Annotated in this window: 23 protein-coding genes and 2 pseudogenes; 9 read left to right on the forward strand and 16 right to left on the reverse strand. The window is 72.9% G+C overall.

Translation table 11 applies throughout. The features are described 5' to 3' along the window. The first annotated feature begins 11 nt into the window (after positions 1 to 11). Positions 12 to 2063 carry a hypothetical protein gene (locus AC07DW_RS01725; protein ID WP_478855605.1) on the forward strand — a complete coding sequence of 684 codons (2052 nt, stop codon included), beginning with the start codon at positions 12 to 14 and terminating at the stop codon, positions 2061 to 2063. Positions 2064 to 2136: 73 nt separating this feature from the next. Beyond that, positions 2137 to 2283 (forward strand): annotated as a pseudogene (locus tag AC07DW_RS01730) (IS5/IS1182 family transposase); the annotation flags it as partial. Between the two features lie 72 nt (positions 2284 to 2355). Here AC07DW_RS01730 and AC07DW_RS01735 read toward each other — a convergent pair. The 3 genes and pseudogenes from AC07DW_RS01735 to AC07DW_RS01745 form a co-directional block, all read right to left on the reverse strand. Continuing rightward, positions 2356 to 2440 (reverse strand): annotated as a pseudogene (locus AC07DW_RS01735) (ATP-binding protein); the annotation flags it as partial. Between the two features lie 12 nt (positions 2441 to 2452). Further along, positions 2453 to 2881 (reverse strand): GNAT family N-acetyltransferase, encoded by a 429-nt coding sequence (locus AC07DW_RS01740; RefSeq protein WP_478855606.1) that lies wholly within the window; start codon positions 2879 to 2881, stop codon positions 2453 to 2455. Positions 2882 to 2995: 114 nt separating this feature from the next. Beyond that, positions 2996 to 3766, reverse strand: a complete 771-nt coding sequence (locus tag AC07DW_RS01745) for an alpha/beta hydrolase (RefSeq protein WP_478855607.1) — start codon at positions 3764 to 3766, stop codon at positions 2996 to 2998. 100 nt (positions 3767 to 3866) lie between these two features. Between AC07DW_RS01745 and AC07DW_RS01750 the strand changes: the two genes are divergently transcribed. Further along, positions 3867 to 5021 carry an adenosine deaminase gene (locus tag AC07DW_RS01750; RefSeq protein ID WP_478855608.1) on the forward strand — a complete coding sequence of 385 codons (1155 nt, stop codon included), beginning with the start codon at positions 3867 to 3869 and terminating at the stop codon, positions 5019 to 5021. Between the two features lie 129 nt (positions 5022 to 5150). Continuing rightward, entirely contained in the window at positions 5151 to 5483 is a 333-nt protein-coding gene (locus AC07DW_RS01755; RefSeq protein WP_478855609.1) for an ATP-binding protein, read from the forward strand. Positions 5484 to 5571: 88 nt separating this feature from the next. Here the strand turns inward: AC07DW_RS01755 and AC07DW_RS01760 are convergent, their stop codons facing one another. From AC07DW_RS01760 to afsQ1, 5 genes are all read right to left on the reverse strand, one after another. After that, entirely contained in the window at positions 5572 to 5772 is a 201-nt protein-coding gene (locus AC07DW_RS01760; protein WP_189550794.1) for a PspC domain-containing protein, read from the reverse strand. A gap of 79 nt (positions 5773 to 5851) precedes the next feature. After that, complete coding sequence (locus AC07DW_RS01765) at positions 5852 to 6445, reverse strand: VanZ family protein (RefSeq protein WP_478855610.1); 594 nt, start codon at positions 6443 to 6445, stop codon at positions 5852 to 5854. Positions 6446 to 6521: 76 nt separating this feature from the next. Next, positions 6522 to 7130: a hypothetical protein gene (locus AC07DW_RS01770; RefSeq protein ID WP_478855611.1), complete on the reverse strand. Its 609-nt coding sequence runs from the start codon at positions 7128 to 7130 to the stop codon at positions 6522 to 6524. Beyond that, positions 7123 to 8616, reverse strand: a complete 1494-nt coding sequence (locus AC07DW_RS01775) for an ATP-binding protein (protein ID WP_478855612.1) — start codon at positions 8614 to 8616, stop codon at positions 7123 to 7125. The genes AC07DW_RS01770 and AC07DW_RS01775 overlap by 8 nt, the downstream gene beginning before the upstream one ends. Next, positions 8613 to 9290, reverse strand: a complete 678-nt coding sequence (gene afsQ1, locus AC07DW_RS01780) for a two-component system response regulator AfsQ1 (RefSeq protein WP_179166385.1) — start codon at positions 9288 to 9290, stop codon at positions 8613 to 8615. Before afsQ1 ends, AC07DW_RS01775 begins: the two co-directional genes overlap by 4 nt. Positions 9291 to 9439: 149 nt before the next feature. Here afsQ1 and AC07DW_RS01785 point away from each other — a divergent pair, with 149 nt between their 5' ends. After that, complete coding sequence (locus AC07DW_RS01785) at positions 9440 to 10162, forward strand: SigE family RNA polymerase sigma factor (RefSeq protein WP_478855613.1); 723 nt, start codon at positions 9440 to 9442, stop codon at positions 10160 to 10162. 212 nt (positions 10163 to 10374) lie between these two features. Here AC07DW_RS01785 and AC07DW_RS01790 read toward each other — a convergent pair whose 3' ends face one another. Continuing rightward, entirely contained in the window at positions 10375 to 11019 is a 645-nt protein-coding gene (locus tag AC07DW_RS01790) for an ATP-binding protein (protein WP_478855614.1), read from the reverse strand. A 121-nt stretch (positions 11020 to 11140) separates the two neighbouring features. Here AC07DW_RS01790 and AC07DW_RS01795 point away from each other — a divergent pair, with 121 nt between their 5' ends. Next, entirely contained in the window at positions 11141 to 11503 is a 363-nt protein-coding gene (locus tag AC07DW_RS01795; protein ID WP_478855615.1) for a hypothetical protein, read from the forward strand. Positions 11504 to 11578: 75 nt separating this feature from the next. Here AC07DW_RS01795 and AC07DW_RS01800 read toward each other — a convergent pair whose 3' ends face one another. From AC07DW_RS01800 to deoC, 3 genes are read right to left on the reverse strand one after another with little or no spacing between them, the layout of a single operon-like run. Beyond that, a complete protein-coding gene (locus tag AC07DW_RS01800) occupies positions 11579 to 12487 on the reverse strand; it encodes an aldehyde dehydrogenase family protein (RefSeq protein ID WP_478855616.1) in 909 nt (302 codons plus the stop codon). Beyond that, positions 12477 to 13913: an aldehyde dehydrogenase family protein gene (locus tag AC07DW_RS01805; protein ID WP_478855617.1), complete on the reverse strand. Its 1437-nt coding sequence runs from the start codon at positions 13911 to 13913 to the stop codon at positions 12477 to 12479. Before AC07DW_RS01805 ends, AC07DW_RS01800 begins: the two co-directional genes overlap by 11 nt. Before the next feature lie 5 nt (positions 13914 to 13918). Continuing rightward, entirely contained in the window at positions 13919 to 14866 is a 948-nt protein-coding gene (gene deoC / locus AC07DW_RS01810) for a deoxyribose-phosphate aldolase (protein ID WP_478855717.1), read from the reverse strand. A gap of 252 nt (positions 14867 to 15118) precedes the next feature. Here deoC and AC07DW_RS01815 point away from each other — a divergent pair, with 252 nt between their 5' ends. The 3 genes from AC07DW_RS01815 to AC07DW_RS01825 all read left to right on the forward strand — a co-directional run bounded on the left by AC07DW_RS01815 (position 15119) and on the right by AC07DW_RS01825 (position 17845). Next, positions 15119 to 16492: a hypothetical protein gene (locus AC07DW_RS01815; protein ID WP_478855618.1), complete on the forward strand. Its 1374-nt coding sequence runs from the start codon at positions 15119 to 15121 to the stop codon at positions 16490 to 16492. 114 nt (positions 16493 to 16606) lie between these two features. Next, positions 16607 to 17224 carry a class F sortase gene (locus tag AC07DW_RS01820; RefSeq protein ID WP_478855619.1) on the forward strand — a complete coding sequence of 206 codons (618 nt, stop codon included), beginning with the start codon at positions 16607 to 16609 and terminating at the stop codon, positions 17222 to 17224. A gap of 30 nt (positions 17225 to 17254) precedes the next feature. Next, on the forward strand, positions 17255 to 17845 hold the full coding sequence (locus AC07DW_RS01825; RefSeq protein WP_478855620.1) for a PH domain-containing protein: 591 nt from the start codon (positions 17255 to 17257) through the stop codon (positions 17843 to 17845). A gap of 3 nt (positions 17846 to 17848) precedes the next feature. Here the strand turns inward: AC07DW_RS01825 and AC07DW_RS01830 are convergent, their stop codons facing one another. From AC07DW_RS01830 to AC07DW_RS01845, 4 genes are all read right to left on the reverse strand, one after another. After that, a complete protein-coding gene (locus AC07DW_RS01830) occupies positions 17849 to 19039 on the reverse strand; it encodes a mannosyltransferase family protein (protein ID WP_478855621.1) in 1191 nt (396 codons plus the stop codon). 122 nt (positions 19040 to 19161) lie between these two features. Next, positions 19162 to 20802, reverse strand: coding sequence for a phospho-sugar mutase (locus AC07DW_RS01835; RefSeq protein WP_478855622.1), 1641 nt, complete (start codon positions 20800 to 20802; stop codon positions 19162 to 19164). Between the two features lie 533 nt (positions 20803 to 21335). Further along, entirely contained in the window at positions 21336 to 22160 is an 825-nt protein-coding gene (locus tag AC07DW_RS01840) for a purine-nucleoside phosphorylase (protein ID WP_433114621.1), read from the reverse strand. 200 nt (positions 22161 to 22360) lie between these two features. Further along, positions 22361 to 22798: a gamma-glutamylcyclotransferase family protein gene (locus tag AC07DW_RS01845; RefSeq protein WP_146482009.1), complete on the reverse strand. Its 438-nt coding sequence runs from the start codon at positions 22796 to 22798 to the stop codon at positions 22361 to 22363. Positions 22799 to 22906: the final 108 nt, after the last annotated feature.

Genomic DNA, 22906 nt, shown 5'->3' on the forward strand with positions numbered 1-22906 from the left:
TGGATACGGAAATGATCCTGCGCGCCGTCCGGACCTCTTTCGAGAGGCTGCCCGGCCCCGAGCGGTCCCTGCTGGAACATCTCTGCGTGTACCGGTGGTTCCGCCCGGACACCGTGGACTACACCGCCGCCGCCCTCCACACCCGGATCGACACCGCGCTCTTCGTCCGGCTGCCCATGCTCGAACCGCGCGTCGCGGCGGCGGCCACCGACGACGTCCGCCTGCGTCCGCTCCTGCGGCGGCACCTCCTCGACGAGCTGCGCGACCAGCGGCCGGAGACCCTCCAGCGCGCCCACCGACTGGCCGCCGGGTACTTCCACCAGGCCCTGGACCCGTTCCACGCCGACACCGTCGGCCGGTACGTGGAGGAGATCCACCACCTGGCCGCCGCCAACCCCGGCCGTGCGTTCGGCCGGATGTCCACCTTCTGTCACAGCGCTCTTCTGCACGGACTCCCCGAGGCGGCCAGCAGGGCGGCGACCGAGGCCCTCAAGGCCGACGACCCGCCGGAACGACTGGTCTTCCTGGCGGAGATCGTCCAGCTCGTCGCGAAGGTGCTCGCTTCGTCGGCCCGGGTGGACGAGCAGGTGATCGTGCGTCTGGACGGCCTTCTGGTGCGGTCCCGCCCCACCCTCGACCTCGCCGCCTCGCGCATCACCCGGCTCGCCCGCGATCTGGTCACGTACTACAGCGAGCGCCTCGCCCCCGCGCCGACCATGAGCGCCGCCCTGGCGCCGGACGCGGTGACAGGGGTGGACCGGCACGGCATGCCGGAGGTCTCCGCCGCACTGGCCGTCGCCGAGGCATTCGCCCACTTCCCCCACAACATCGCCCGGCGCGACCACCGGGTCGAACTGCGGGGGCGGAGCCTGGTGCGGCACGCGGTCAGGTCGACGGTCGTCACCCGTGCGAGCGGACCGCAGAACACCCGGGACGTGATCGACCTGTTCCCGCTGGACGCCGTGGAGACGGTCGACGCGCTGCGTCTCAAGGACGCCAACAGCAACACGGTGACGTCCCTCTCCTCGTTCGAGACGCGGTCGACCATCGCGAACGCCGTCTCCTTCTGGCTGACGGAGACCGACGAGCAGGGCCGCGGCGACGGGACGATGCTGCCCGCCCACCGCGAGATCTCCCGGTCGCTGTCCTCCGCCCTGCACGGCATGCAGCACGAAGCCGTCGGGGAACTCCTGCGGACAGCGGCGGAGGAGACGCGCGGGCCGGTTCGCGAGCGCATCGCCGAAGCCACCCGGTACCTGCCGCTGGTGGCCCAGCTCGACGCCCGGTCGGGCATGTCCCAGACGGTGGAGTACGCCTACGACGGGCCCTGCGTCGTCCGGCGCCGTGGCCTCGTGGGGGTCGGGGTGGACCTCCAGGTCGTCCTGCCGACCGAGGTGCGCAACCACATCACTCTCCCCACACCGCAGGGCGTCGAGCTCGCCCACATGGAGTTCAGCAGCGAGGAGCCCGCCGCGATGGAGCCGGACACCACCCGCTCCGGCTGGCCCCAGCGAGCCCGCGAGGAGCTGCCCAGGCAGTTCACCGTGCGCTTCCCCCGCGAGGACGACGGCCCCGCGCACCGCCTGACGCAGGCCACCCTGCACCTGCTGTACGTACCGCACCGCAAGGACATCCGGCGGGTACGGCGGGTCAATCTGATCTGCCTGGCCATCTGTCTGGCCGCCACCTTCCTGCCCTTCCTCCTGGACCGTGCCGACTGGGCGGGTGTGCTCTCCGTCGTCGGGTCGGGACTCATGGCGCTGGACACCTACTTCCAGAACCGCCGCCAGGGGACCGAGGGCACGGACGAGGGGCTCCGGTCCTTCGCGGCGCGGCCCCTGAGGGCCGTCCTCGGCGTCAGCCTGCTGGCCGCCCTCCTCGCGATGGCCTTCGTCTACGTGCGTGACGACCTGGTCGCGTTCACGCTCTCGATGATCACCCTCGGTACGTGCGCGGTCTCCGGCCTGCTCCTGGCCGGTATCGCGACGCGCCGCAAGAGCATGCTGAACCGGGCCTCCGAAGCCCTGTGGCATCCCACCGCCCGCCTGCTGGAACACCGCTGACGGCATCCGGACGTCGTCGCGGGCCGGGCGCGGCTTCACGGACCCGCCCTGGGGCTCGTCTGAAATTGATCTTGTGGCAGGTCGGGGTGAGCTGACGGACGCAGCGTGGGAGCGAATAGAGCCCCTGCTACCGCGGACGGATGGTCGTGGCCGTCCGTGGCGTGATCTGCCTGAGCGGTATGGGCCGTGGCGGACGGTCTACGGGAGGTCCGCCCGCTGGGACCTGGGTGAAGCTGCTGGAGTACGTCCACGGGACTGCGGCGGACGGAACGCCGGGTGCGCCGCGCCCCATGCGCGCCCTCGGTGACCGGGTGCTCGACCTGCAGACGGGTGTTGACCTCCAGGAAGGAGATCGTGCCGTCGGTGCCGACGAGGAACCGGCTGGCTGATCATTTGTCCCGCACAGCCAAGGCCGGCTCGCGCACCATGAACACGTCCACCGGTTCCTCGGTCTCAAGTGTGAATCCGTGCCGCTCATATAGCCGCCGGGCCGGACTGCCTTGCAACACGTTGAGCCGAACCCGGGTTCCCTCGCGGTCACACCGCTCCAGCAACTCACGCAGCACAGCCGTACCGATGCCACTGCCCTGCAGGTGCGGAGCCAGGTAAAAGTGCTCCAACCAGTGGGCGTCCTCGGCAGGCCGCAGCGACACACAGCCAGCGAACAGACCACCCACCTCGATCACCCACGTGTGCGCCGGCGTGAACCCCTCGCGCAGCCGCTGCCGCACTCGCTGCTCGTCGTACCGCCCGAGCCGCTCCAGATCCGACCGCAGCACCACGGCCCGCAGCTCGGCCACCGGCTCGACGTCCGCCATCGAAGCCGACCGAATCATCCAGTCCCCCACGATCGCCAGGCTACCGCGCCAAGCTCTTCCCACTCTGACTGACGACCTGACTCAGCGAACCGGCCGACTGATCGACAAGACCCCCTAGCGCCGCAGCGCCCTGCCGAAGCCGGAGGCCAGCGGCATCCGCAGACCGAGCGGCGGAGGTGCGGCGAACGCGTCGGCGACCGGGCGGGAGAAGGGGTGGCCGAACAGGGCGCCCAGGACGAAGTCGGCGGCCAGGGCGGTCACTTCGGCGCGGTGCTCGCGCAGCGCGTGACCGTCCGAGTGGACCTCGAACCGGCAGGTGTCCCGGTTGGCCTTCTTGGCGCGTTCCGCCAGCCGGTACGACAGCTCCGGGTCCGTACGCGCGTCGTTGGTGCCGTGCGCGATCAGCACGTGACGGCCGGCGAGCTGCTTCACCGGTTCGGGTGCCGCCGCCACGTCGTCCTCCGGCAGCCACGGGGCGAGTGCCAGCACGGCGTTGACGGCCGTGTGGCCCGCCGCGCGCAGCGCCGCCCGGCCGCCCATGCCCCGCCCGGCGAGGCAGAGCGGGACGTCGCCATACCGGCGCACGACCTCCGAGGCGGCCCACCGCGCGTCGACCGCGAGCCGCTCGTCCGCGCCGTTCCAGCCGCGCCCCCGGTAGCGCACCACATGGGCCACCAGACCCTCGGCCCGCCCCGCGCGGGCCAGCCGGCGCGCCGTGGCGAGGGCCGCGGCGTGGGCGACCGGCGAGGGACCGCGCGCCGACTCCGCCTCCCCGTCCGGCAGGAGCAGCACCACGCCGCCCACCGCCGGGGCGGACGTCCCCACCGGGCGGCCCAGCCCGGCCGCCCGCGCGCCTGCCGTTCCTACGAGTGCGTTGGGTGCCATGGCAGAACAGTCTCAGAAGTCGACGTGTACGCGATCCGTACACACGGTCACTGTTAGGTATCGACGGGCTCTCTACGCGCGTAGGGGCTAGAGTTCGGAAATGACGAGCCAGACACCCCAGATCCCCACCGCGGACCAGATCCGCCGAGCCCCCAAGGTGCTGCTCCACGACCACCTCGACGGCGGTCTGCGCCCCGGCACCATCATCGACCTCGCGGAGGCCACCGGGTACACCGCGCTGCCGGAGCGCGAGCCGGACAAGCTCGGCCTCTGGTTCCGCGAGGCCGCCGACTCCGGTTCGCTGGAGCGCTACCTGGAGACCTTCGCGCACACCTGCGCCGTCATGCAGACCCGCGAGGCCCTCGTCCGCGTCGCCGCCGAGTGCGCCGAGGACCTCGCCGAGGACGGGGTGCTCTACGCGGAGGTGCGGTACGCGCCCGAGCAGCACCTCGAGAAGGGCCTCACCCTCGAAGAGGTCGTCGAAGCCGTCAACGAGGGGTTCCGCCTGGGGGAGCGGCGCGCCCGGGAGAACGGCCACCGGATCCGGGTGGGCGCCCTGCTCACCGCCATGCGGCACGCCGCCCGCGCGCTGGAGATCGCCGAACTCGCCAACCGCTACCGCGACCTGGGCGTCGTCGGGTTCGACATCGCGGGCGCCGAGGCCGGGTACCCGCCCACCCGCCACCTCGACGCCTTCGAGTACCTCAAGCGCGAGAACAACCACTTCACCATCCACGCGGGCGAGGCCTTCGGCCTGCCGTCCATCTGGCAGGCGCTCCAGTGGTGCGGCGCCGACCGCCTCGGCCACGGCGTGCGCATCATCGACGACATCCAGGTCGCCGAGGACGGCACCGTCGCGCTCGGCCGCCTCGCCGCGTACGTACGCGACAAGCGCGTCCCGCTGGAGCTGTGCCCGACGTCCAACCTCCAGACCGGCGCGGCGCCCTCCTACGCCGAGCACCCCATCGGCCTGCTGCGCCGCCTGCACTTCCGCGCCACGGTCAACACCGACAACCGGTTGATGTCGGGCACCAGCATGAGCCGTGAATTCGAGCTGTTGACCGAGACGTTCGGTTACACGCTCGACGACATGCAGTGGTTCACCGTCAATGCGATGAAATCAGCTTTCATTCCTTTCGATGAACGGCTGGCGATGATCAATGACGTGATCAAGCCCGGGTACGCCGAGTTGAAGTCCGAATGGCTGTTCAGGCAGACCGCCGCGACCAGCGATTCCGTACCGAAGGCGCCCTGACAACGACGGGCGGGAGCGGCCGGGGAATTCCATGACCTGGCCGTTTCGGGTGTTTGCGGGGCCCGCGGAACGATGACTAAGTTGCAGAGCCGCTCATCTTTCCCCGAGTTCCCGCAAGGACGAAATTCGATGAAGCAGTCCGCCGCCAAGACCATCGGTGTCGCCGCCCTCGGTGCCGCGTTCGCCGCCACCGCCGCCGGCACCGCCTCCGCGGCCACGTCGACGCCCGCCAGCGCCGCGCTGGGCGCCGCCACCGCCACCGCGGTGCCGGTCCTCCAGTCCGCCGTGGAGCAGGCTCCGAACAACGCCACCGAACTGCTCGCCACCGGTCAGGGGCTGACCGGCGCCGCCACCAAGAACGCGTCCCTCCAGGGCCTGCCCCTCGACCCGGCGGCCGTCACCGGCCTGCTCGGCGGCCTGCCCGTCGGCGGCAGCCTCCCGGTCGCCGGCCTCGGCGCCTGATCCACCGGCGGCAGCCTCGTACGCCGCAGGGGGCGCCCACCTTCACGGGTGGGCGCCCCCTGCGGCGTGGGCGGGCGACTGCCGGTGCCTACCAGGCCTGCTTGGTGGCGTGGTCCGACGGGAGCAGCATCCACAGCGCCAGGTACAGCAGGAACTGCGGTCCGGGCAGCAGGCACGACGCCACGAAGATCACGCGCATCGTCGTCGCGGAGGTGCCGAAGCGCCGTGCCAGCGCTGCGCACACTCCGCCGATCATGCGTCCGTCACGGGGGCGGGCAAGTGCGGCCATGGTGGGCTCCTTCGCGGGAGGAAGTCGGTTCGTCCGATGTCCTCCATTCTCGCCCGCAAGCCCCGGACAAAACGTCGGACTACGGGGCGATACCGACCCTGGGAATCCTCGGGGTCGCACCCTGAGAGACGTCGTCCCGCAGCGTCCCCAGCCCCCGGCCCCGGCTCCCGCCCCCGGTCGGCCGCTGCCCCCGCCCCGCGCCCGGACCCCGATTCCGCCGCCGCAGCCGCCCCCGCCAGACGGGCACGACCGCGAGGTGCGCGAGCGCCACGCCGAGCGTGTTCAGCAGCACCGCGTCCACGTCCACGACCCGACCGGGCACCACGGTCTGCGCCAGCTCGATGCCCAGCGACACCAGCGCGCCCGCGACGACCGTCCGGAACAGCGACGCCCACGGGGACACCGCCAGCCGGCCGCCCGCCATGGGCAGCAGCACCCCGAGCGGCGCCAGCAGCAGCAGACCCTCGGCGATCCGTCTCGCCGCCTCCAGCGGCCCCAGCGCCAGATCGGCCTTGATCCCGGCCAACGGCTGCAAATTGGCGGCCGTCACCCACATCACGTCCCGCGGGCGCAGCGTCAGCCACGCCACGAGCACGAGATGGGCGATGAGGAGGATGAGCCCCGCCGCGCGGAGGCGGATGACGGCGCTGCCGTCCGAACCATGACGCTGCACGCCCCCCAAGACGCGCCGACCGGCACGGTCGGTTCCGCCCGCCGTCCGACGGCCGCGCCGCGGCCCCGCGGCGGCCTCAGGACGCCGACCGCGTCGGCACCGCCGAGTCCGGGCGCTCCCTCAGCTGCTCCGTGCACGCGTAGCGCCGCACCGGATACGGGCCAGGACCGCCCAGCAGGACCGTCCCGCCGTCGGCGGTCGCGCCGTTCTCGGCGTACGTGCACACGATCTGCGACAGCGCCGCCGCGGGCAGGTCCTCCGGCTGACGGCTCAGCCGCACCGCACCCCCCGGGTCGTCCTCCCGGCCCGCCGACACCGCCAGCGGCCCCTGCACGGAGGTGGTGAACCCCGCCTCGCGCTCCGCCGCCGACGGCTCCGCGACGAGCTGGTTCAGCAGTGCCCGCGCCACCGCCAGCCGGCTGCCCCGCGGGTCCTTGTCACCCGTCTCCGGCACCGCGCGGTCCATCGCCTCCATGCCCGAGGCGCACATCAGATACACCCGCACCGGCGCCGGCTGCTGCTGCGCCCGTGACGGGAGGCCGGATCCCGACACGCTGCACGGCAGCCGGGACGGCGCCGCGCCCGCGTCCACCGGCACCGACGTCGTGCGGATCCCGCAGCCGGAGGCGACGGCGGCGACCACGGCGACCCCCACGAGCGCGCTCAGACCCCGTCGCTCACGCATCCCCATCACCGCCACCCTCCTGCCGCGGTTCCCGTTCCGAGTCCGTCCGCGACGCGTCGCGTGGCAGCCGCAGCACGAACACCGCCCCGTCGCCGTCCGGCGAGTTGGCCGCCGTGATGCCTCCGCCGTGGATCAGCGCGTTCTCCATCGCGATCGACAGGCCCAGTCCCGAGCCCTCCGAACGCGGCCGGGACGCGCTCGCCTTGTAGAACCGGTCGAAGACGTGCGGCAGCACGTCCTCGGGAATGCCCGGCCCGTGGTCGCGCACCTCGATGTACAGGTCGTCCTCCGCCGTCCGCACCGCGACGCGCACCGGCGACCCGCCGTGCTTGAGCGCGTTGCCGATCAGGTTCGCCAGGATCACGTCGAGGCGGCGCGGATCGAGCCGTACCATCAGCCCCCGCTCGGCGTCGAGCTCGACCGCGTCCAGCCACGCGCGCGCGTCGATGCACGCCGTGACCTGGTCGGCGACGTCGACGTCGTCCAGGACGAGCCGCGCCGTGCCCGCGTCGAAGCGGGTCACCTCCATCAGGTTCTCCACCAGCGTGTTCAGCCGCCGTGTCTCGCTGACCACCAGCTTGACCGCCGGGGCGATCATCGGGTCGAGGCCGTCCTCCTCCTCTTCCAGCACCTCCGTCACGGCGGTCAGCGCGGTCAGCGGCGTACGCAGCTCGTGCGACATGTCCGCGACGAAGCGCCGGCTCGACTCCTCCCGCGCGCTCATGTCCGCGACCCTCTTCTGCAGGCTCTCCGCCGCGCTGTTGAACGTCCGGGACAGATCGGCCAGTTCGTCCGTGCCCGACACCCGCAGCCGGGTGTCCAGCTCGCCCTCGCCCAGCCGCCGCGCCGCCTCCCCGAGCCGGTGCACCGGCTTCAGCACGGTCGTCGCCGCGGCCTGCGCGAGCAGCGCCGAGACGACCAGCGCCAGCGCCGACGCGATCCCCAGCGACCAGGCCAGCGAGTTCAGGTCCTGCCGCTCCGGCTCCAGCGACTTGAACATGTAACCGGTCGGCCCGCCGCCCACGATCCGCGTCCCGCCCACCAGGTACGGCGTGCCGTCGCGCGTCGTCCGCTGCCAGAAGAGGTGGTACGGGTACTCGTTGCCGTCCGCCACCTCCTGCCGCTCGTTCACCGCGGCGCGCAACTCCTGCGGCACGTCGTCCATGGTGAACCGGTCGGGGTCCGACACCCCCGCGATCGGCTTGCCCTTGGCCCGCTCGCCCAGCAGCACCACGCCGTACCCGACACCGCCGGACGACATCTCCTCGGCGGTCCGCCGCAGCTCCTCCTCCGTGGGCCGCAGCGGCAGCGTCGCCGCACGCCGCTGCATCTCCTGACGGAAGTCGTTCAGCGCCGAGTCCTGCGTACGCTGGAGCACCGCCTCGCGGTTGAGCCAGTACGCGATCCCCGACGCGGACGCGGCGGCGGTCAGCGCGACGAGGGCGAAGACGATGACGAGGCGCAGCCGCAGACTCGTCCGCCTCACGCAGGCACGTCCAGCCGGTAGCCCACGCCACGGACCGTGCGGATCAGCGTCGGGGAGGACGGCACGTCCTCCACCTTCGCCCGCAGCCGCTGGACGCACGCGTCCACCAGGCGCGAGTCGCCCAGGTAGTCGTGCTCCCACACCAGGCGCAGCAACTGCTGCCGCGACAGCGCCTGACCCGGACGGCGGGACAGCTCCAGCAGCAGCCGCAGCTCCGTCGGCGTGAGCTGGAGGTCCTCCCCGTTCTTGGTGACGGTCATCGCCGACCGGTCGATCACCAGCGACCCGAACGTCGCCGAGTCCGTCGACTCGCGCTCACCGCGCCGCAGCACCGCCCGGATCCGCGCGTCCAGCACACGGCCCTGCACCGGCTTGACGACGTAGTCGTCCGCACCGGACTCCAGACCGACGACCACGTCGATGTCGTCGCTGCGCGCGGTCAACAGGATGATCGGCAACTGGTCGGTACGCCGGATGCGACGGCACACCTCGAAACCGTCGATGCCCGGCAGCATCACATCCAGCACGATCAGGTCCGGCCGCTGCTCCCGCAGCAGTTTCAGGCCGTCCTCGCCCGTCGCCGCGGTGGCCACTTTGTGGCCCTGGCGTGACAGCGAGAGTTCGAGGGCCGTGCGGATGGAATCGTCGTCCTCGATCAGCAACAGGAAAGGCACGGCGTCATTCTGTCCCATGGGGGCCGGACAGATCGACCGCCGGGGGCTGTGACAGGTCTGTGACAGTCGGCGGACACCACCATGAAGTGACCCCGGCAAGCTCAATGGCACACGGACCGGAACGGACTCCAACCGACGGGGGGCGCGAGATGAACGCACTGCACAGCACCACCTCAAGCGCAGTTGTCACGCGTCTCCACGACGTCACGCGGAGCGCGGAGAAGTCCGGCGGTGTGAACTCGCGGGGGTGTGTCCGCACCGCCGGGCGTCAGCACAAGGCGCCCTACATGGTCGCCGTGTCCGACGGGGGAGCGGCGTACGGGGAGGACTCGGGGGAGCGGACGACCCTCACGGAGGCGGAGTTCACCGCCTACGTGAGAGAGCGCCGCGCCTCCCTGTACGCCACCGCCTACCACCTCACCGGCGACCGGTTCGAGGCCGAGGACCTGCTGCAGAGCGCGCTGTTCTCGACGTACCGCGCCTGGGAGCGCATCAGCGACAAGGCGGCGGTCGGCGGCTACCTGCGCCGCACCATGACCAACCTGCACATCAGCGCCTGGCGGCGGCGGAAGATAGACGAGTACCCGACCGAGGAACTCCCCGAGTCCGCCGGCGACACCGACGCGATGCGCGGCACCGAACTGCGCGCCGTGCTCTGGCAGGCACTCGCCCGGCTGCCCGAACTGCAGCGCACCATGCTGGTGCTGCGCTACTACGAGGGCCGTACGGATCCGGAGATCGCGGAGATCCTGGACATCAGCGTCGGCACGGTGAAGTCGAGCATCTGGCGCTCCCTGCGCCGGCTGCGCGAGGACGAGGTCCTCAGCTTCGGCCGTGACGAAGAGGAGTCCTTCGGCCAGCTCGTGGCCTGAAGGGTGGGGGGCCGGTCGCGGTCTCGGGGGAGACGGCGACCGGTGGACGGGGGGAGCACGGGGAACGGGGGAGCACGGGGGTACGGGGGGGAGAAGGCGCGGGGCCGGACGGAACGGGGGGTTCTGTCCGGCCCTTCGCTGTACCCGGGGGCGCCGTCCGGCGGTCGCCCGGCAGGGTCAGGGGGCGGGTCCGGGTGGCGTCCCGGCGGGGGTCAGGCCGGTTCCGGGGCTCGGGATGCCGGGGTGCGGTGGCGGCCGGCGGCCGCGGCGGCGAGGCGGCCGAGGGCCTCGGCCTTGTCGCAGGGGTGGGCTCCCAGGGCGGCGTGGCGGGTGACGATCGCGCGTTCGGCGCGCATCAGGCGCCAGCCGCGCCGCAGCAGGAACGGCACCGACTTGCGGCCCTCCCGCAGGTCCCGCAGCAGCCGGCGGCGGAACGTGGTGGAGGGACGGCCGCGCAGGCACAGCGCGTCCGCGAGGACGTCGAGCTCCTGGCACCGCGCCACGATGTCCGCCGCGAAGATGCCCTCGGCCACGAACAGCGGGGTGCGCTCGATGTCGAGAACCTCCCGGCCGACGCGGGAGCTGGTGGCGAGGTCGTACACGGGGACGGTGGTGCGCCCGGTGGCGCACAGCTCCACGACGGCCGCCACCGCGGCGTCGGCGTCCCAGGACAGCGGGGAGTCCCAGTCGACGTCCGTGCTCCCGGGGACGAGCGGGAGCGTGGGGTCGTGGCCCTCCTTGTAGAAGTCGTCGAGGCGCAGCACGGGCAGGCCGGTGCGGGCCGCGAGGGAGGACTTGCCGGAGCCGGAGGGGCCCGCGAGCAGCACGACGCGGGTCGGGATCGGTTGGGAACTCACGGGACACCAGTCTGAACCATTGACCCGGTAGGGGGACCCCGCCAGGGACCCGTTGGTATCCAGCATCACATCTCAAATACGGTGCGTACCCGAAAGGTTACCCAGGCGGCAGGAGCTTTCCATGACACGTCACACCTGGCTGAGGGCCGGGCTCACCGTTTCGGCGCTGGGCGCCGCCCTCGCCGCCACGGGGGGCGCGGCGCACGCCGTGGTGCAGCCACCGCAGGTGCCGCGGCTTCCGGAGATGGACCTCCAGGCGGCCCTGGAGGGGACGATGGGCGCCGTTCCCCATGTGACCGGGGTGGCCAAGAACCTGAAGGTGAACCCGCTGGCGCAGACGGGGGTGGACCCGCTGAACAACGGCGTCGGCACCCAGGTCAGCGACTTCAAGCCGGTCGACACGACCTCGGTGACCGGTTCCCTGACGAGTCTGCCCGCCCTGCCGGTCGCGGGGCCCCTGCTCGGCGGGGTCGTCCCCGGCTGAGGCGCCCGCGCGGTACGAGAACGGCTCCGCTTCCCCCGGACGGAGGGGAGGCGGAGCCGTTCGGTCACCCGGGGATCAGTACGAGGATCCCGACGCGCCCAGGGAGCCGGTGGGGTGCCAGACCGTCTTGGTCTCCAGGAACGCGGTCAGGCGGTGCGTGCCCGGGTCGGCGGCGAAGTCCTCGCCGTCCACGGCCTGGGGACGCAGGACGCGCTTCAGGTTGTCCGCGGCGGCGATCTCCAGCTCGCGCGCCAGGTCGGCGTCCGCGCCGGTCAGGTCGATGGCGTTGACGTCCTGGTGCGCGGCGAGCGGCGCGGCGATCTCGGCCGCCCTGCCCGACAGCACGTTGACCACACCGCCCGGCAGGTCGGAGGTGGCCAGCACCTCGCCCAGCGACAGTGCCGGGAGCGGGGCCTTCTCGGAGGCGATGACGACCGCCGTGTTGCCGGTGGCGATCACCGGGGCGACGACCGACACCAGGCCGAGGAACGACGACTCGCGCGGGGCGACGATCGCGACGACGCCCGTGGGCTCGGGCGTGGACAGGTTGAAGAACGGGCCCGCGACCGGGTTCGCCCCGCCCACGACCTGGCCGATCTTGTCCGTCCAGCCCGCGTACCAGACCCAGCGGTCGATGGCGGCTTCGACGATCTCGGCCGCCCTGGACTTGGACAGCCCCTCGGCGTGCGCCACCTCGTGCACGAACTGGCCCTTGCGGCCCTCCAGCATCTCGGCGACGCGGTAGAGGACCTGGCCGCGGTTGTACGCCGTCGCGCCCGACCAGCCGCCGAACGCCTTGCGCGCCGCGACGACCGCGTCACGCGCGTCCTTGCGGGAGGAGAGCGGCGCGTTGGCCAGCCACTTGCCCTTGCTGTCCTGCACTTCGTACACCCGGCCGCTCTCGCTGCGGGGGAACTTGCCCCCGACGTACAGCTTGTAGGTCTTGAAGACGCTCAGACGGTTCTGCTCGGTCTTATCGGACATCGAGGTACGCCTCCAGGCCGTGACGGCCGCCCTCGCGGCCGAAGCCCGACTCCTTGTAGCCACCGAAGGGCGAGGTCGGGTCGAACTTGTTGAACGTGTTGGCCCAGACGACGCCCGCGCGGAGCTTGTTCGCCACCGCGAGGATGCGGGAGCCCTTCTCCGTCCAGATGCCGGCGGACAGGCCGTACTGGCTGTTGTTGGCCTTGGCGACGGCCTCGTCCGGGGTGCGGAACGTCAGGACCGACAGGACCGGGCCGAAGATCTCGTCACGGGCGATGGTGTGCGCCTGCGTGACGTTCGTGAAGAGCGTCGGGGCGAACCAGAAACCGGACGACGGGAGCTCGCAGGCGGGCGACCAGCGCTCGGCGCCCTCGGCCTCGCCCGTCTCGGCGAGCGCCGTGATGCGGGCCAGCTGCTCGGCGGAGTTGATCGCGCCGATGTCGGTGTTCTTGTCCAGCGGGTCGCCCAGGCGCAGCGTCGACAGGCGGCGCTTGAGGGCGTCCAGCAGCTCGTCCCGGATCGACTCCTGGACCAGCAGGCGGGAGCCCGCGCAGCAGACCTGGCCCTGGTTGAAGAAGATGCCGGTGACGATGCCCTCGACGGCCTGGTCGATGGGCGCGTCGTCGAAGACGATGTTGGCGCCCTTGCCGCCCAGCTCCAGGGTGAGCTTCTTCCCGGTGCCCGCCACCTGGCGCGCGATGGCCTTGCCGACGGAGGTGGAGCCGGTGAAGGCCACCTTGTTCACGTCCGGGTGCTCGACGAGCGCGGCGCCGGCGTCCCCGTAACCGGGGAGGATGTTCACGACGCCCTTCGGCAGGCCCGCCTGGCGGCAGATGTCCGCGAAGAACAGGGCCGACAGCGGGGTCGTCTCGGCGGGCTTGAGGACCACCGTGTTGCCGGTGGCGAGGGCCGGGGCGATCTTCCACGCCAGCATCAGCAGCGGGAAGTTCCACGGGATGACCTGGCCGGCCACGCCGAGCGGGCGCGGGTTCGCGCCGTAACCCGCGTGGTCGAGCTTGTCGGCCCAGCCCGCGTAGTAGAAGAAGTGCGCGGCGACCAGCGGGAGGTCCGCGTCGCGGGTCTCCTTGATCGGCTTTCCGTTGTCCAGGGTCTCCAGGACGGCCAGCTCGCGGCTGCGCTCCTGGATGATCCGGGCGATCCGGAAGAGGTACTTGGCGCGCTCGGCGCCCGGCAGCGCGGACCACTTCTCGAACGCCCTGCGGGCGGCCCTCACAGCCCGGTCCACGTCCTCGGCCCCCGCCTGGGCGACCTCGGAGAGCACCTCCTCGGAGGCGGGCGAGATGGTCTTGAAGACCTTGCCGTCCGCGGCCTCGGTGAACTCACCGTCGATGAAAAGGCCGTAGGACGGCGCGATGTCGACGACCGAGCGGGACTCGGGAGCGGGTGCGTACTCGAACTTGGTCATCGTGATCAGTCCACCGTCACGTAGTCGGGACCGGAGTAACGTCCGGTGGCCAGCTTCTGCCGCTGCATCAGCAGGTCGTTCAGCAGGCTCGACGCGCCGAACCGGAACCAGTGGTTGTCCAGCCAGTCCTCGCCGGCCGTCTCGTTCACCAGCACCAGGAACTTGATGGCGTCCTTGGTGGTCCGGATGCCGCCGGCGGGCTTCACCCCGACCTGTACCCCGGTCTGGGCGCGGAAGTCGCGGACCGCCTCCAGCATGAGCAGGGTGTTCGCGGGGGTGGCGTTGACGCCGACCTTGCCGGTCGAGGTCTTGATGAAGTCCGCGCCCGCGATCATGCCGAGCCAGGAGGCGCGGCGGATGTTGTCGTACGTGGACAGCTCGCCGGTCTCGAAGATGACCTTCAGGCGGGCCTGCTCGCCGCAGACCTCCTTCACGGCGCGGATCTCCTCGTAGACCTTCAGGTAGCCGCCCGCGAGGAACGCCCCGCGGTCGATCACCATGTCGATCTCGTCCGCCCCGGCGGCGACGGCGTCACGGGTGTCCGCGAGCTTGACGTCGAGGGCGGCGCGGCCGGCCGGGAAGGCGGTGGCGACGGAGGCGACCTTGACGTCCGTCCCCGCCACGCCCGCCTTGGCGGTGGCCACCATGTCGGGGTAGACGCAGACCGCGGCGGTGCGCGGCGTGGCGCGGTCGGTGGGGTCGGGATTGACGGCCTTGGCGGCGAGCGCCCGGACCTTGCCCGGGGTGTCCGCGCCTTCGAGCGTCGTCAGGTCGATCATCGAGATGGCCAGGTCGATGGCGTACGCCTTGGCCGTGGTCTTGATCGAACGGGTACCGAGAGACGCGGCGCGCGCTTCCAGGCCGACGGTGTCGACGCCGGGCAGCCCATGGAGGAACCGGCGCAGCGTGCTGTCGGACGCGGTCACGTCAGCGAATGCGGGTGCAGGGGGCATGGTCACCACTTGAGCATATCTACGCGCGTAGCGGCCTGTACAGCCCCGCGCCGCCGGTCCGTGCGAAAGCGCTGGTGGTCACGGGTGGCGTGACCTCTGTCACGCGCCTGTTACGCGGAGTGGACGCGTCCCGCACACAAGATCCATAACTTGGTCCGTGCAGCCCGCCAGAACTCACCGGCCCCACCCGAACGAGCAGGCGGCATGCGGCTCTTCCTCCTCATCCACTCTTCGCAGCGTCACGGAGTCGTCATGCGTTTCGCCCTTCGCACCGCCGTCGCCACCGCCGTCCTCGCCGGTGCCACCCTCACCCCGGTGGCCACCGCCACCGCCGCCCTCGCCGCCGAGGGTGCCCGGCCGGCCCCCGCCGGTGCCGCGAAGCCCGCCGCCGACGCCGCCGCTCCGGCCTCCGGCGCCCGGCCGGGCGCGCCGGCGGACAAGCCCGGCACGGGCACCGGCACCGGCACGGGAGCCGGCACCGGCACGGGAGCCGGCACCGGCACGGGAGCCGGCACCGGCACGGGAGCCGGTACAGGAACCGGTACGGAATCCGGCACGGGCACCCAGCCCGCGGCCGGAGGCACGCAGACGGGCACCGGGACCGGCACGGGCGAGCGGGAGCCCGTGAGGACCGTGCCGCTCGTCGAGGGCATGTCCGCCCGGGTGTTCCTGGTGGACGGAAAGCCGGAGGCCGACGTCCTCAAGGCCGGCAAGACGCTGTTCACCCTCAAGGCGGGCGAGAAGCGGACCTACAACCGCGTCGAGGTGCTCCTCAAGGCCGACGGCCGGGTCGTCCCGCGCCAGGTCGACGAGGACATGGGCGAGCTGATCCGCACCGGGACCCTCAAGAACGGCACGTACGTCAAGATCTACCGCGTCACCGACAACCACCACCGCGCCGACGCCTTCGTCGACGGCGCCTCGATCGGGGTCCTCGACGCCGACGGCCGGTCGGTGGCCGGCCAGAACGACGTCCAGTACTTCGTGCTCGACGCGGACGGCTCGACCTACGACTGGCTCGGGCTGGAGAACGTCGTGACGGCCGCCAAGCCGGGCGTGTACAAGCTCCCGAACGGCCTGCTGATCCAGATCGTGCGGACGGTCTCGGGGCGCTACGGCATCTCCGCGTGCGACGACGGCGGATGCCCGAAGGGCGCCGTCTTCGTCGACGACACCGGCCGCTCCGTCCTGCGGGAGGGCTCGGCCGTCGTCGTCCTCGACCGGGACGGCACCTTCTCCCACTACCTCACCGGCGCCGCCACCCAGAGCGCGGCCGTCTACGTCGGCGCCGAGGTCCCCGGCGCGGACCACGGCGGCGACAAGGACGGGGGCAAGGCCGGGGACAAGGGCGGCGACAAGGGCGGCGACAAGGGCGGCGACAAGGCCGGGGACGAGCCGGGCGCCGGTACGGCCACGCCCGCCGCCACCACGGCCCCCGCCGCCCAGGGCAGCACCTCGCAGACCTCCGTCGTGCCCCGGGGCGGCGTCGCAGCCGGTGCCGAGACGGCCGTCGAGGGCGGCGACACCACCCTGCTGGTCGCCTCCGGCGCGGGAGCCGCCGCGCTCTCCGCCGCCGGTCTGGGCTTCGTCGCCATGCGCCGCCGCCGGGCCGCCGACCGCGGCTGACCACCGTTCCTCCCCGTACCTGTCCATGACCCGAGCAGGCCACCTCCCCCTTCCGGGCGGGCCGCCGCGACACACCCCACGCGGCGGCCCGCCGCCCACGTTCCAGGAGGCCCCGTGAGGCTCCGGCTCGCCGCCGCGCTCCTCGCCCTCGCCGCCCCCGCCGCGCTCGCCGGCTGCGGCGCCGCGCAGGGCGGCCCGCCGACCACCCCCGACGTCCCGCCCACCCCGCCCGCCCACGTCAGGCCCGCCACCGCCCCCCCGGCCGCGGCCGCCGCCCCCCTGCCCCGGTCGGAACCCCTCAGGGTCGAGATCCCCGCCGCGGGCGTCGACACCGGCCCCGTGCTCGACCTCGGCCTCGCCGCCGACGGCACGGTCGAGGTGCCGTCCGTCGCCGACGCGGACCGGATCGGCTGGTACGACAAGGGCGTCACGCCCGGGGAGACCGGCCCCGCCGTGCTGATCGGCCACTTCGACACGGCCCGGGGCCCGGCCGTCCTGAAGGACGTCGCCAAGGTGCGTACCGGCGACGAGATCAGGGTCCGGCGCGCCGACGGCACCACGGCCGTCTTCCGCGTACGGGAACTGGAACAGGTCGACAAGAAGGACTTCCCGACCCGCAAGGTCTACGGCGACACCGCCCGTCCCGAACTGCGCCTCATCACCTGCGGCGGCGAACTGGTGGACGGCCACCGGCCCGACAACATCATCCTGTACGCCGATCTGGTCGTGTGACGCTCCGGGCGGTGAGGCAGAATCGGCCGTATGACGACCCCCCAGGAGCCCCAGTACGCCGACCGGTCCCACCGCTCGACCCCGGGGATCGTCGGAGGGCTGCTGCTCCTCGGCTTCGCCGCCTGGATCGGCGGCGACGCGCTGGTCACCGGCGAGGGCCGGGTGCCCTGGATCGCCGCCGCGGGGCTCCTGCTGGTGGTCCCGCTGGTCGTCGCGTTCACCTTCCGGCCCGTGGTGTACGTCAACGACGACCGCATGCGGGTACGGAACCCCTTCCGGACCGTCGACCTGCCGTGGGCGTCGGTCGCCGACGTACGGGCGGGGTACTCCAGCGAGGTCCTCACCCGGGACGGCACCACGTACCAGCTGTGGTCCGTGCCCGTCTCGCTGCGCGAGCGGAAGAAGGCCGCGCGCCGCCAGGACCGGGCGGCCGGCACCGCGGACCCGGGGGCGGCCCGCTCGGCGGGGGCCGACCAGATCATCGCCGACCTGCGCGAACTGGCCGAGCGGTGCGCGTCACGGCCCTCCGCGCAGGGCGCCCCGCACGTCCGGTGGGCCTACGAGATCATCGTGCCCGCACTCGCCGGGCTCGTCCTGCTCCTGGTCCTGATCGCCGTCTGAGGCTCACGGCGGACCGGACCACACCAGCAGCATGTAGCCCCCCAGCCACGCCGACGACAGCACCGCCGCCCCCAGCACCACACCGGCCACCGCCGGACGCGCCCGGCCCACCGCCACGGCGAGCGGCAGCAGCAGCGGGAAGGCGGGCAGCAGGAAGCGGGCGCGCGGGAAGTACACCCCGCCGCTGCCCAGGACCACCGCCAGCAGCGCCCCGGAGAAGACCAGCAGCGGCAGCGGCTGCCGGTCGGCCAGGCACAGCGCGTACAGCGCCACCGAGGCCACCAGCACCGCCGAGACGGCCACCAGGAACAACTGCGGCGTCCGGTCGTACGCCAGGAGCTCGCGCAGCTCGCGCAGGGTGCCCGCGCCGCCGTCCCAGGCGTTGCGCCACAGCCGCTGCACGGCGAAGTAGCCGTCCCAGCGGCCCAGCCGGACGCCCACCCACGCCACGTACCCGAGCCAGCCCAGGGGAGCGGTGAGCGCCGCGGCGAACGGGGTCCACGCGCGCGTACGGGCCGCCGCGACCATTCCGGTCACCGTCACCGCGGCGGCGAGGGCGATCCCGGTGGGGCGCGTGAGCCCGGCGAGCACCGTGAGGGCGGCCGCCGTGTGCCAGCGGCCGGACAGCACGGCGTACAGCGCCCACGCGGCGAGCGCCGTGAACAGCGACTCGGTGTATCCCATCCACTGGACGATCCCGACCGGCGACGCGCCCCACAGGACGGCGAGCACGGTGCCGGCGCGGCGCCCGTGCAGCCGGTCGCCGACCGCGAAGATCCCCCACGCCGCGACCAGCGAGAAGGCCGCCGCGAGCAGCAGCGCCACCGACGCGCGCGAGCCGGGCGTGACGCCCGCGACCGCCTTGACCAGCACCGGGTAGAGCGGGAAGAACGCCAGGTTGTTGGAGTCGTACCTGGTGCCGAGGTGGTCCTGGTAACCGTGGTCGGCGATGCCCAGGTACCAGTCCGAGTCCCAGGACGTGGCCAGCGTGGGCCACACCCCGTGCTGCTTGAGGCGCGCCCAGCGGGCCAGGACCAGCAGCCCGGAGAGGCGCACCACGAGGTACCCGAGCAGCGCGGGCGCCGCGTACCGCAACGAGCGGGCGGTCCGCTCCCGCACGCCCGTGGCCGGCGCGGACGGGGGCCGGCGCGACGCGGGGACGGTCGGGCGCGGGGTGATCACCGACGGCGGCACGGTGGCGCTCCAGGGGCTCGGCTGAGGTACCGGGGGTCACCCTGCTCGGTGGCCCCCGGTACGTACCGGACCGCTGCGTCAAGTGCCGTACGTGAATCACCCGTACGGGGCTGGCGGGTGGGTCAGATGCCGGCCGCCGCCGCCAGGTCCCGCTTGATCGCGGCCAGCACGTCGCCGGCCTTCGCCCGCGCGTCGGCGAGCCCGCTCGCGCCGGCGACCGGGACGACGACCTCCAGGTAGCACTTCAGCTTGGGCTCGGTGCCGCTGGGGCGCACGATGACGCGGGCCCGGAACGCGCCGTCCAGGTGGTACCGCAGACCGTCCGTGGGCGGCAGCGTGCCGGTGCCCTTCGTCAGGTCCTCGGCGGAGGTGACGGTCAGCCCGGCGAGCGCCGTCGGCGGCTGCTCGCGCAGCCGGCGCATGGCGTCCGCGATGACGCCCAGGTCCTCCACGCGCACGGACAGCTGGTCCGTGGCGTGCAGCCCGTGCGTGACCGCCAGGTCGTCGAGCAGGTCGGACAGGGTGCGGCCCTGCTCCTTCAGCTCCGAGGCCAGCTCGGCGACGAGCAGCGCCGCCGTGATGCCGTCCTTGTCGCGTACGCCGCCGGGGTCGACGCAGTAGCCGAGCGCCTCCTCGTAGCCGTAGGCCAGGCCCTCCACGCGGGCGATCCACTTGAAGCCGGTCAGCGTCTCCTCGTACGGCAGACCGGCCGCCTCGGCGATCCGGCCGAGCAGCGACGACGACACGATCGACTCGGCGAAGGTGCCGGTGACGCCCTTGCGGACCAGGTGGGCGGCGAGCAGCGCGCCGACCTCGTCGCCGCGCAGCATGCGCCAGTCGCCCTCGTGGGGGACGGCGACGGCGCAGCGGTCGGCGTCCGGGTCGTTGGCGATGACGATGTCCGGGCGCACCTCGCGGGCCGTGGCGAACGCCAGGTCCATCGCGCCCGGCTCCTCGGGGTTGGGGAAGGCGACGGTCGGGAAGGCCGGGTCCGGCTCGGCCTGCTCGGCCACGAGCGTCGGCGCGGGGAACCCGGCGCGCTCCCAGGCCGCGAGGACGACGTCCTTGCCGACGCCGTGCATGGCCGTGTAGACGACGTTCGCGGTCCTGGGGGACCCGGGGCTCAGGACGGCGTCCGTACGCGCCAGGTAGGCATCCAGGACCTCGTCCCCGAGCGTCTCCCAGCCGTCCTCGGCGCGCGGGACGTCGCGCAGGCTCGCGATCGCGGCGATCCCGGCGGCGATCCCGGTGTCGGCGGGCGGCACGATCTGCGAGCCGTCGCCCAGGTAGACCTTGTAGCCGTTGTCGCGGGGCGGGTTGTGACTGGCGGTGACCTCGACGCCGGCGACGGCACCCAGGTGCCTTATGGCGTACGCCAGGACGGGCGTCGGCAGCGGGCGCGGCAGGATCGCCGCGCGCAGGCCGGCGCCGACCATGACGGCGGCGGTGTCGCGGGCGAAGTCCGCCGACTTGTAGCGGGCGTCGAAGCCGATCACGACCAGGCCGCCGGTGTGGCCCTCGGCCTTCAGGTACGCGGCCAGCCCGGCGGCGGCCCGGATCACCACGGCCCGGTTCATCCGCATGGGGCCGGCCCCCAGCTCGCCGCGCAGTCCGGCCGTGCCGAACTGGAGGGTGCCGCTGAACCGGGCGGCGAGCTCGTCGAGGTCCCGGGCCTCGATGAGGCCGGCGAGCTCGTCGCGGGTCTCCCCGTCCGGGTCCTCGGCCAGCCACGCCTCCGCCTGCGCGATGAGGTTCTGCTGCACGGTGTCTGCCTCTCTGGATGTCTGGTCTGCGGTACGTGCCGTACCCCGGCGGCGGGCCTCCGTCCCGGTTCCCGGCCCTTTGCCGTCCGGCCGGCGCCGGTGGGTGGTGGCGGGTGCCGTCCGGCCGGTGCCGGTGGCGGCGGGGTGTTTCGCCGTCCGGCTCCTGGGGGTGGGCGGGGTGTTTCGCCGTTCGGCTCCTGCCCGGTGGGTGGGGCGGGTGTCTGGGCCGGAGGCGGGCGGGGGGTGCTCGGACTCTCGCTTCGCTCGTTTTACGTCCGAGCACCCCCCGCCTCCGGCCCCGTCACCCTCACGCCGGCGGAAACCGCCCCGGGCCCGCCTCCTGAAGGGGGACGCGCAGTGGGGGGTGTTCCGGGCGTAAGACGACCGAGCTTGCGAGGGAGAGCCCGGGACACCCGCCACGGAGCGGACCCCACGGCAACCGGCACCGGGCGGGTCGCCGGGGAACCCGGGCCCGCCGACGGGCCGCGCCCGCGGGAGCCGGGGTCCGGGTCCGGGGCGGGCCCCGGGGTGGGTCAGATGCGGTCCAGCACCCGGGTGAGGAGTTCGCCCATGCGGGCGGCGGAGTCGCGGCCGGCCTGGAGGACCTCCTCGTGGTTCAGCGGCTCGCCCGAGAGCCCCGCCGCGAGGTTGGTGACCAGGGAGATGCCGAGGACCTCCGCGCCCGCCTCACGGGCCGCGATGGCTTCGAGGACGGTCGACATGCCGACCAGGTCGCCCCCGAGGACGCGGACCATGTTGATCTCGGCCGGGGTCTCGTAGTGCGGGCCGGGGAACTGGACGTACACGCCCTCTTCGAGGGTCTCGTCGACCTCCTTGCACAGCGCGCGCAGGCGCGGCGAGTAGAGGTCGGTGAGGTCCACGAAGTTGGCGCCGACGATGGGGGAGGCACCGGTCAGGTTGAGGTGGTCGCTGATCAGGACGGGCTGGCCGGGGCGCATGCCCTCGCGCAGGCCGCCGCAGCCGTTGGTCAGCACGACGGTCTTGCAGCCGGCGGCGACGGCGGTGCGCACGCCGTGGGCGACGGCGGCGACGCCGCGGCCCTCGTAGAAGTGCGTACGGCCCAGGAAGACCAGCGCGCGCTTGTCGCCGATGGCGTACGAGCGGATCTTGCCGCCGTGGCCCTCGACGGCCGGGGGCGGGAAGCCGGGGAGCTCCGTGACCGGGAACTCGGCGTCGGGGGCGCCGAGCGCGTCGACGGCCGGGGCCCAGCCGGAGCCCATCACCAGGGCGACGTCGTGGGTCTCGGCGCCGGTCAGCTCGCGCAGGCGCGCGGCGGCGTCGGCGGCGGCGGCGTAGGGGTCGCCCTGGAGGTGGTCCGGGGTGGCAGTTGCGTTCACAGAGTCTCTCGCCTCGCGAAGTAACAGTCGCCCCGGACCTCGCGAGGGCCGGGGGTCCGGGGGCCGGCCCCGGAAGAAAGCAGTACGCACAAGAGCGTAGCCCGAAGTTGCCTACGCGCGTAGATGACGCTGCCCACGGACCTCGGATCGTTGTCTTGTCGTTTCCGACAAGGCCCCGCAGTCAAGCGTCGGGGAGCCCGTCAGCAGGGCCGCTTGCGCAGTTCCATCACGTAGTCGTGCGGGGCGCCCGCCGACTCCGCCGCGTCCGCGATCTCGCCCAGGTAGCGCGCCGACGGCAGGCCGCCCTCGTATCCGTTCAGGACGTACACCCAGGCGGGTTCCTCGCCGTCCAGGGTGTGCACGCGCACCCGCATGCGCCGGTAGATGTCCAGCCCGACGCCCTCCCAGCGGTCCATGGAGTCCTCGTCCATGGGCGCGATGTCGTACAGGGCGACGAACACCTGGGAGCGCGGCGCCTCCACGATCGTGGACAGGGCACCCTCCCAGCCCATCTGCTCCCCGCCGAACGTCAGCCGCCAGCCGTTGAGCCAGCCCGTACCGCGCAGCGGGGAATGGGGGGCGCGGCGGGTCATCAGCCGCGCGTCGAGGTTGCCGGCGTACGCGGCGTAGAGCGACATGGGATCGAGGGTACGGGAGCGCCGGGGGTGAGCGCTGTTCCTGGATGGAGGGCCCCGGCGGGAAGCACCCGGAGCCGTGCGGGACAATGGGGTACGTACTTGCACCCC

The organism is Streptomyces sp. NPDC045701 (genome assembly GCF_056432045.1).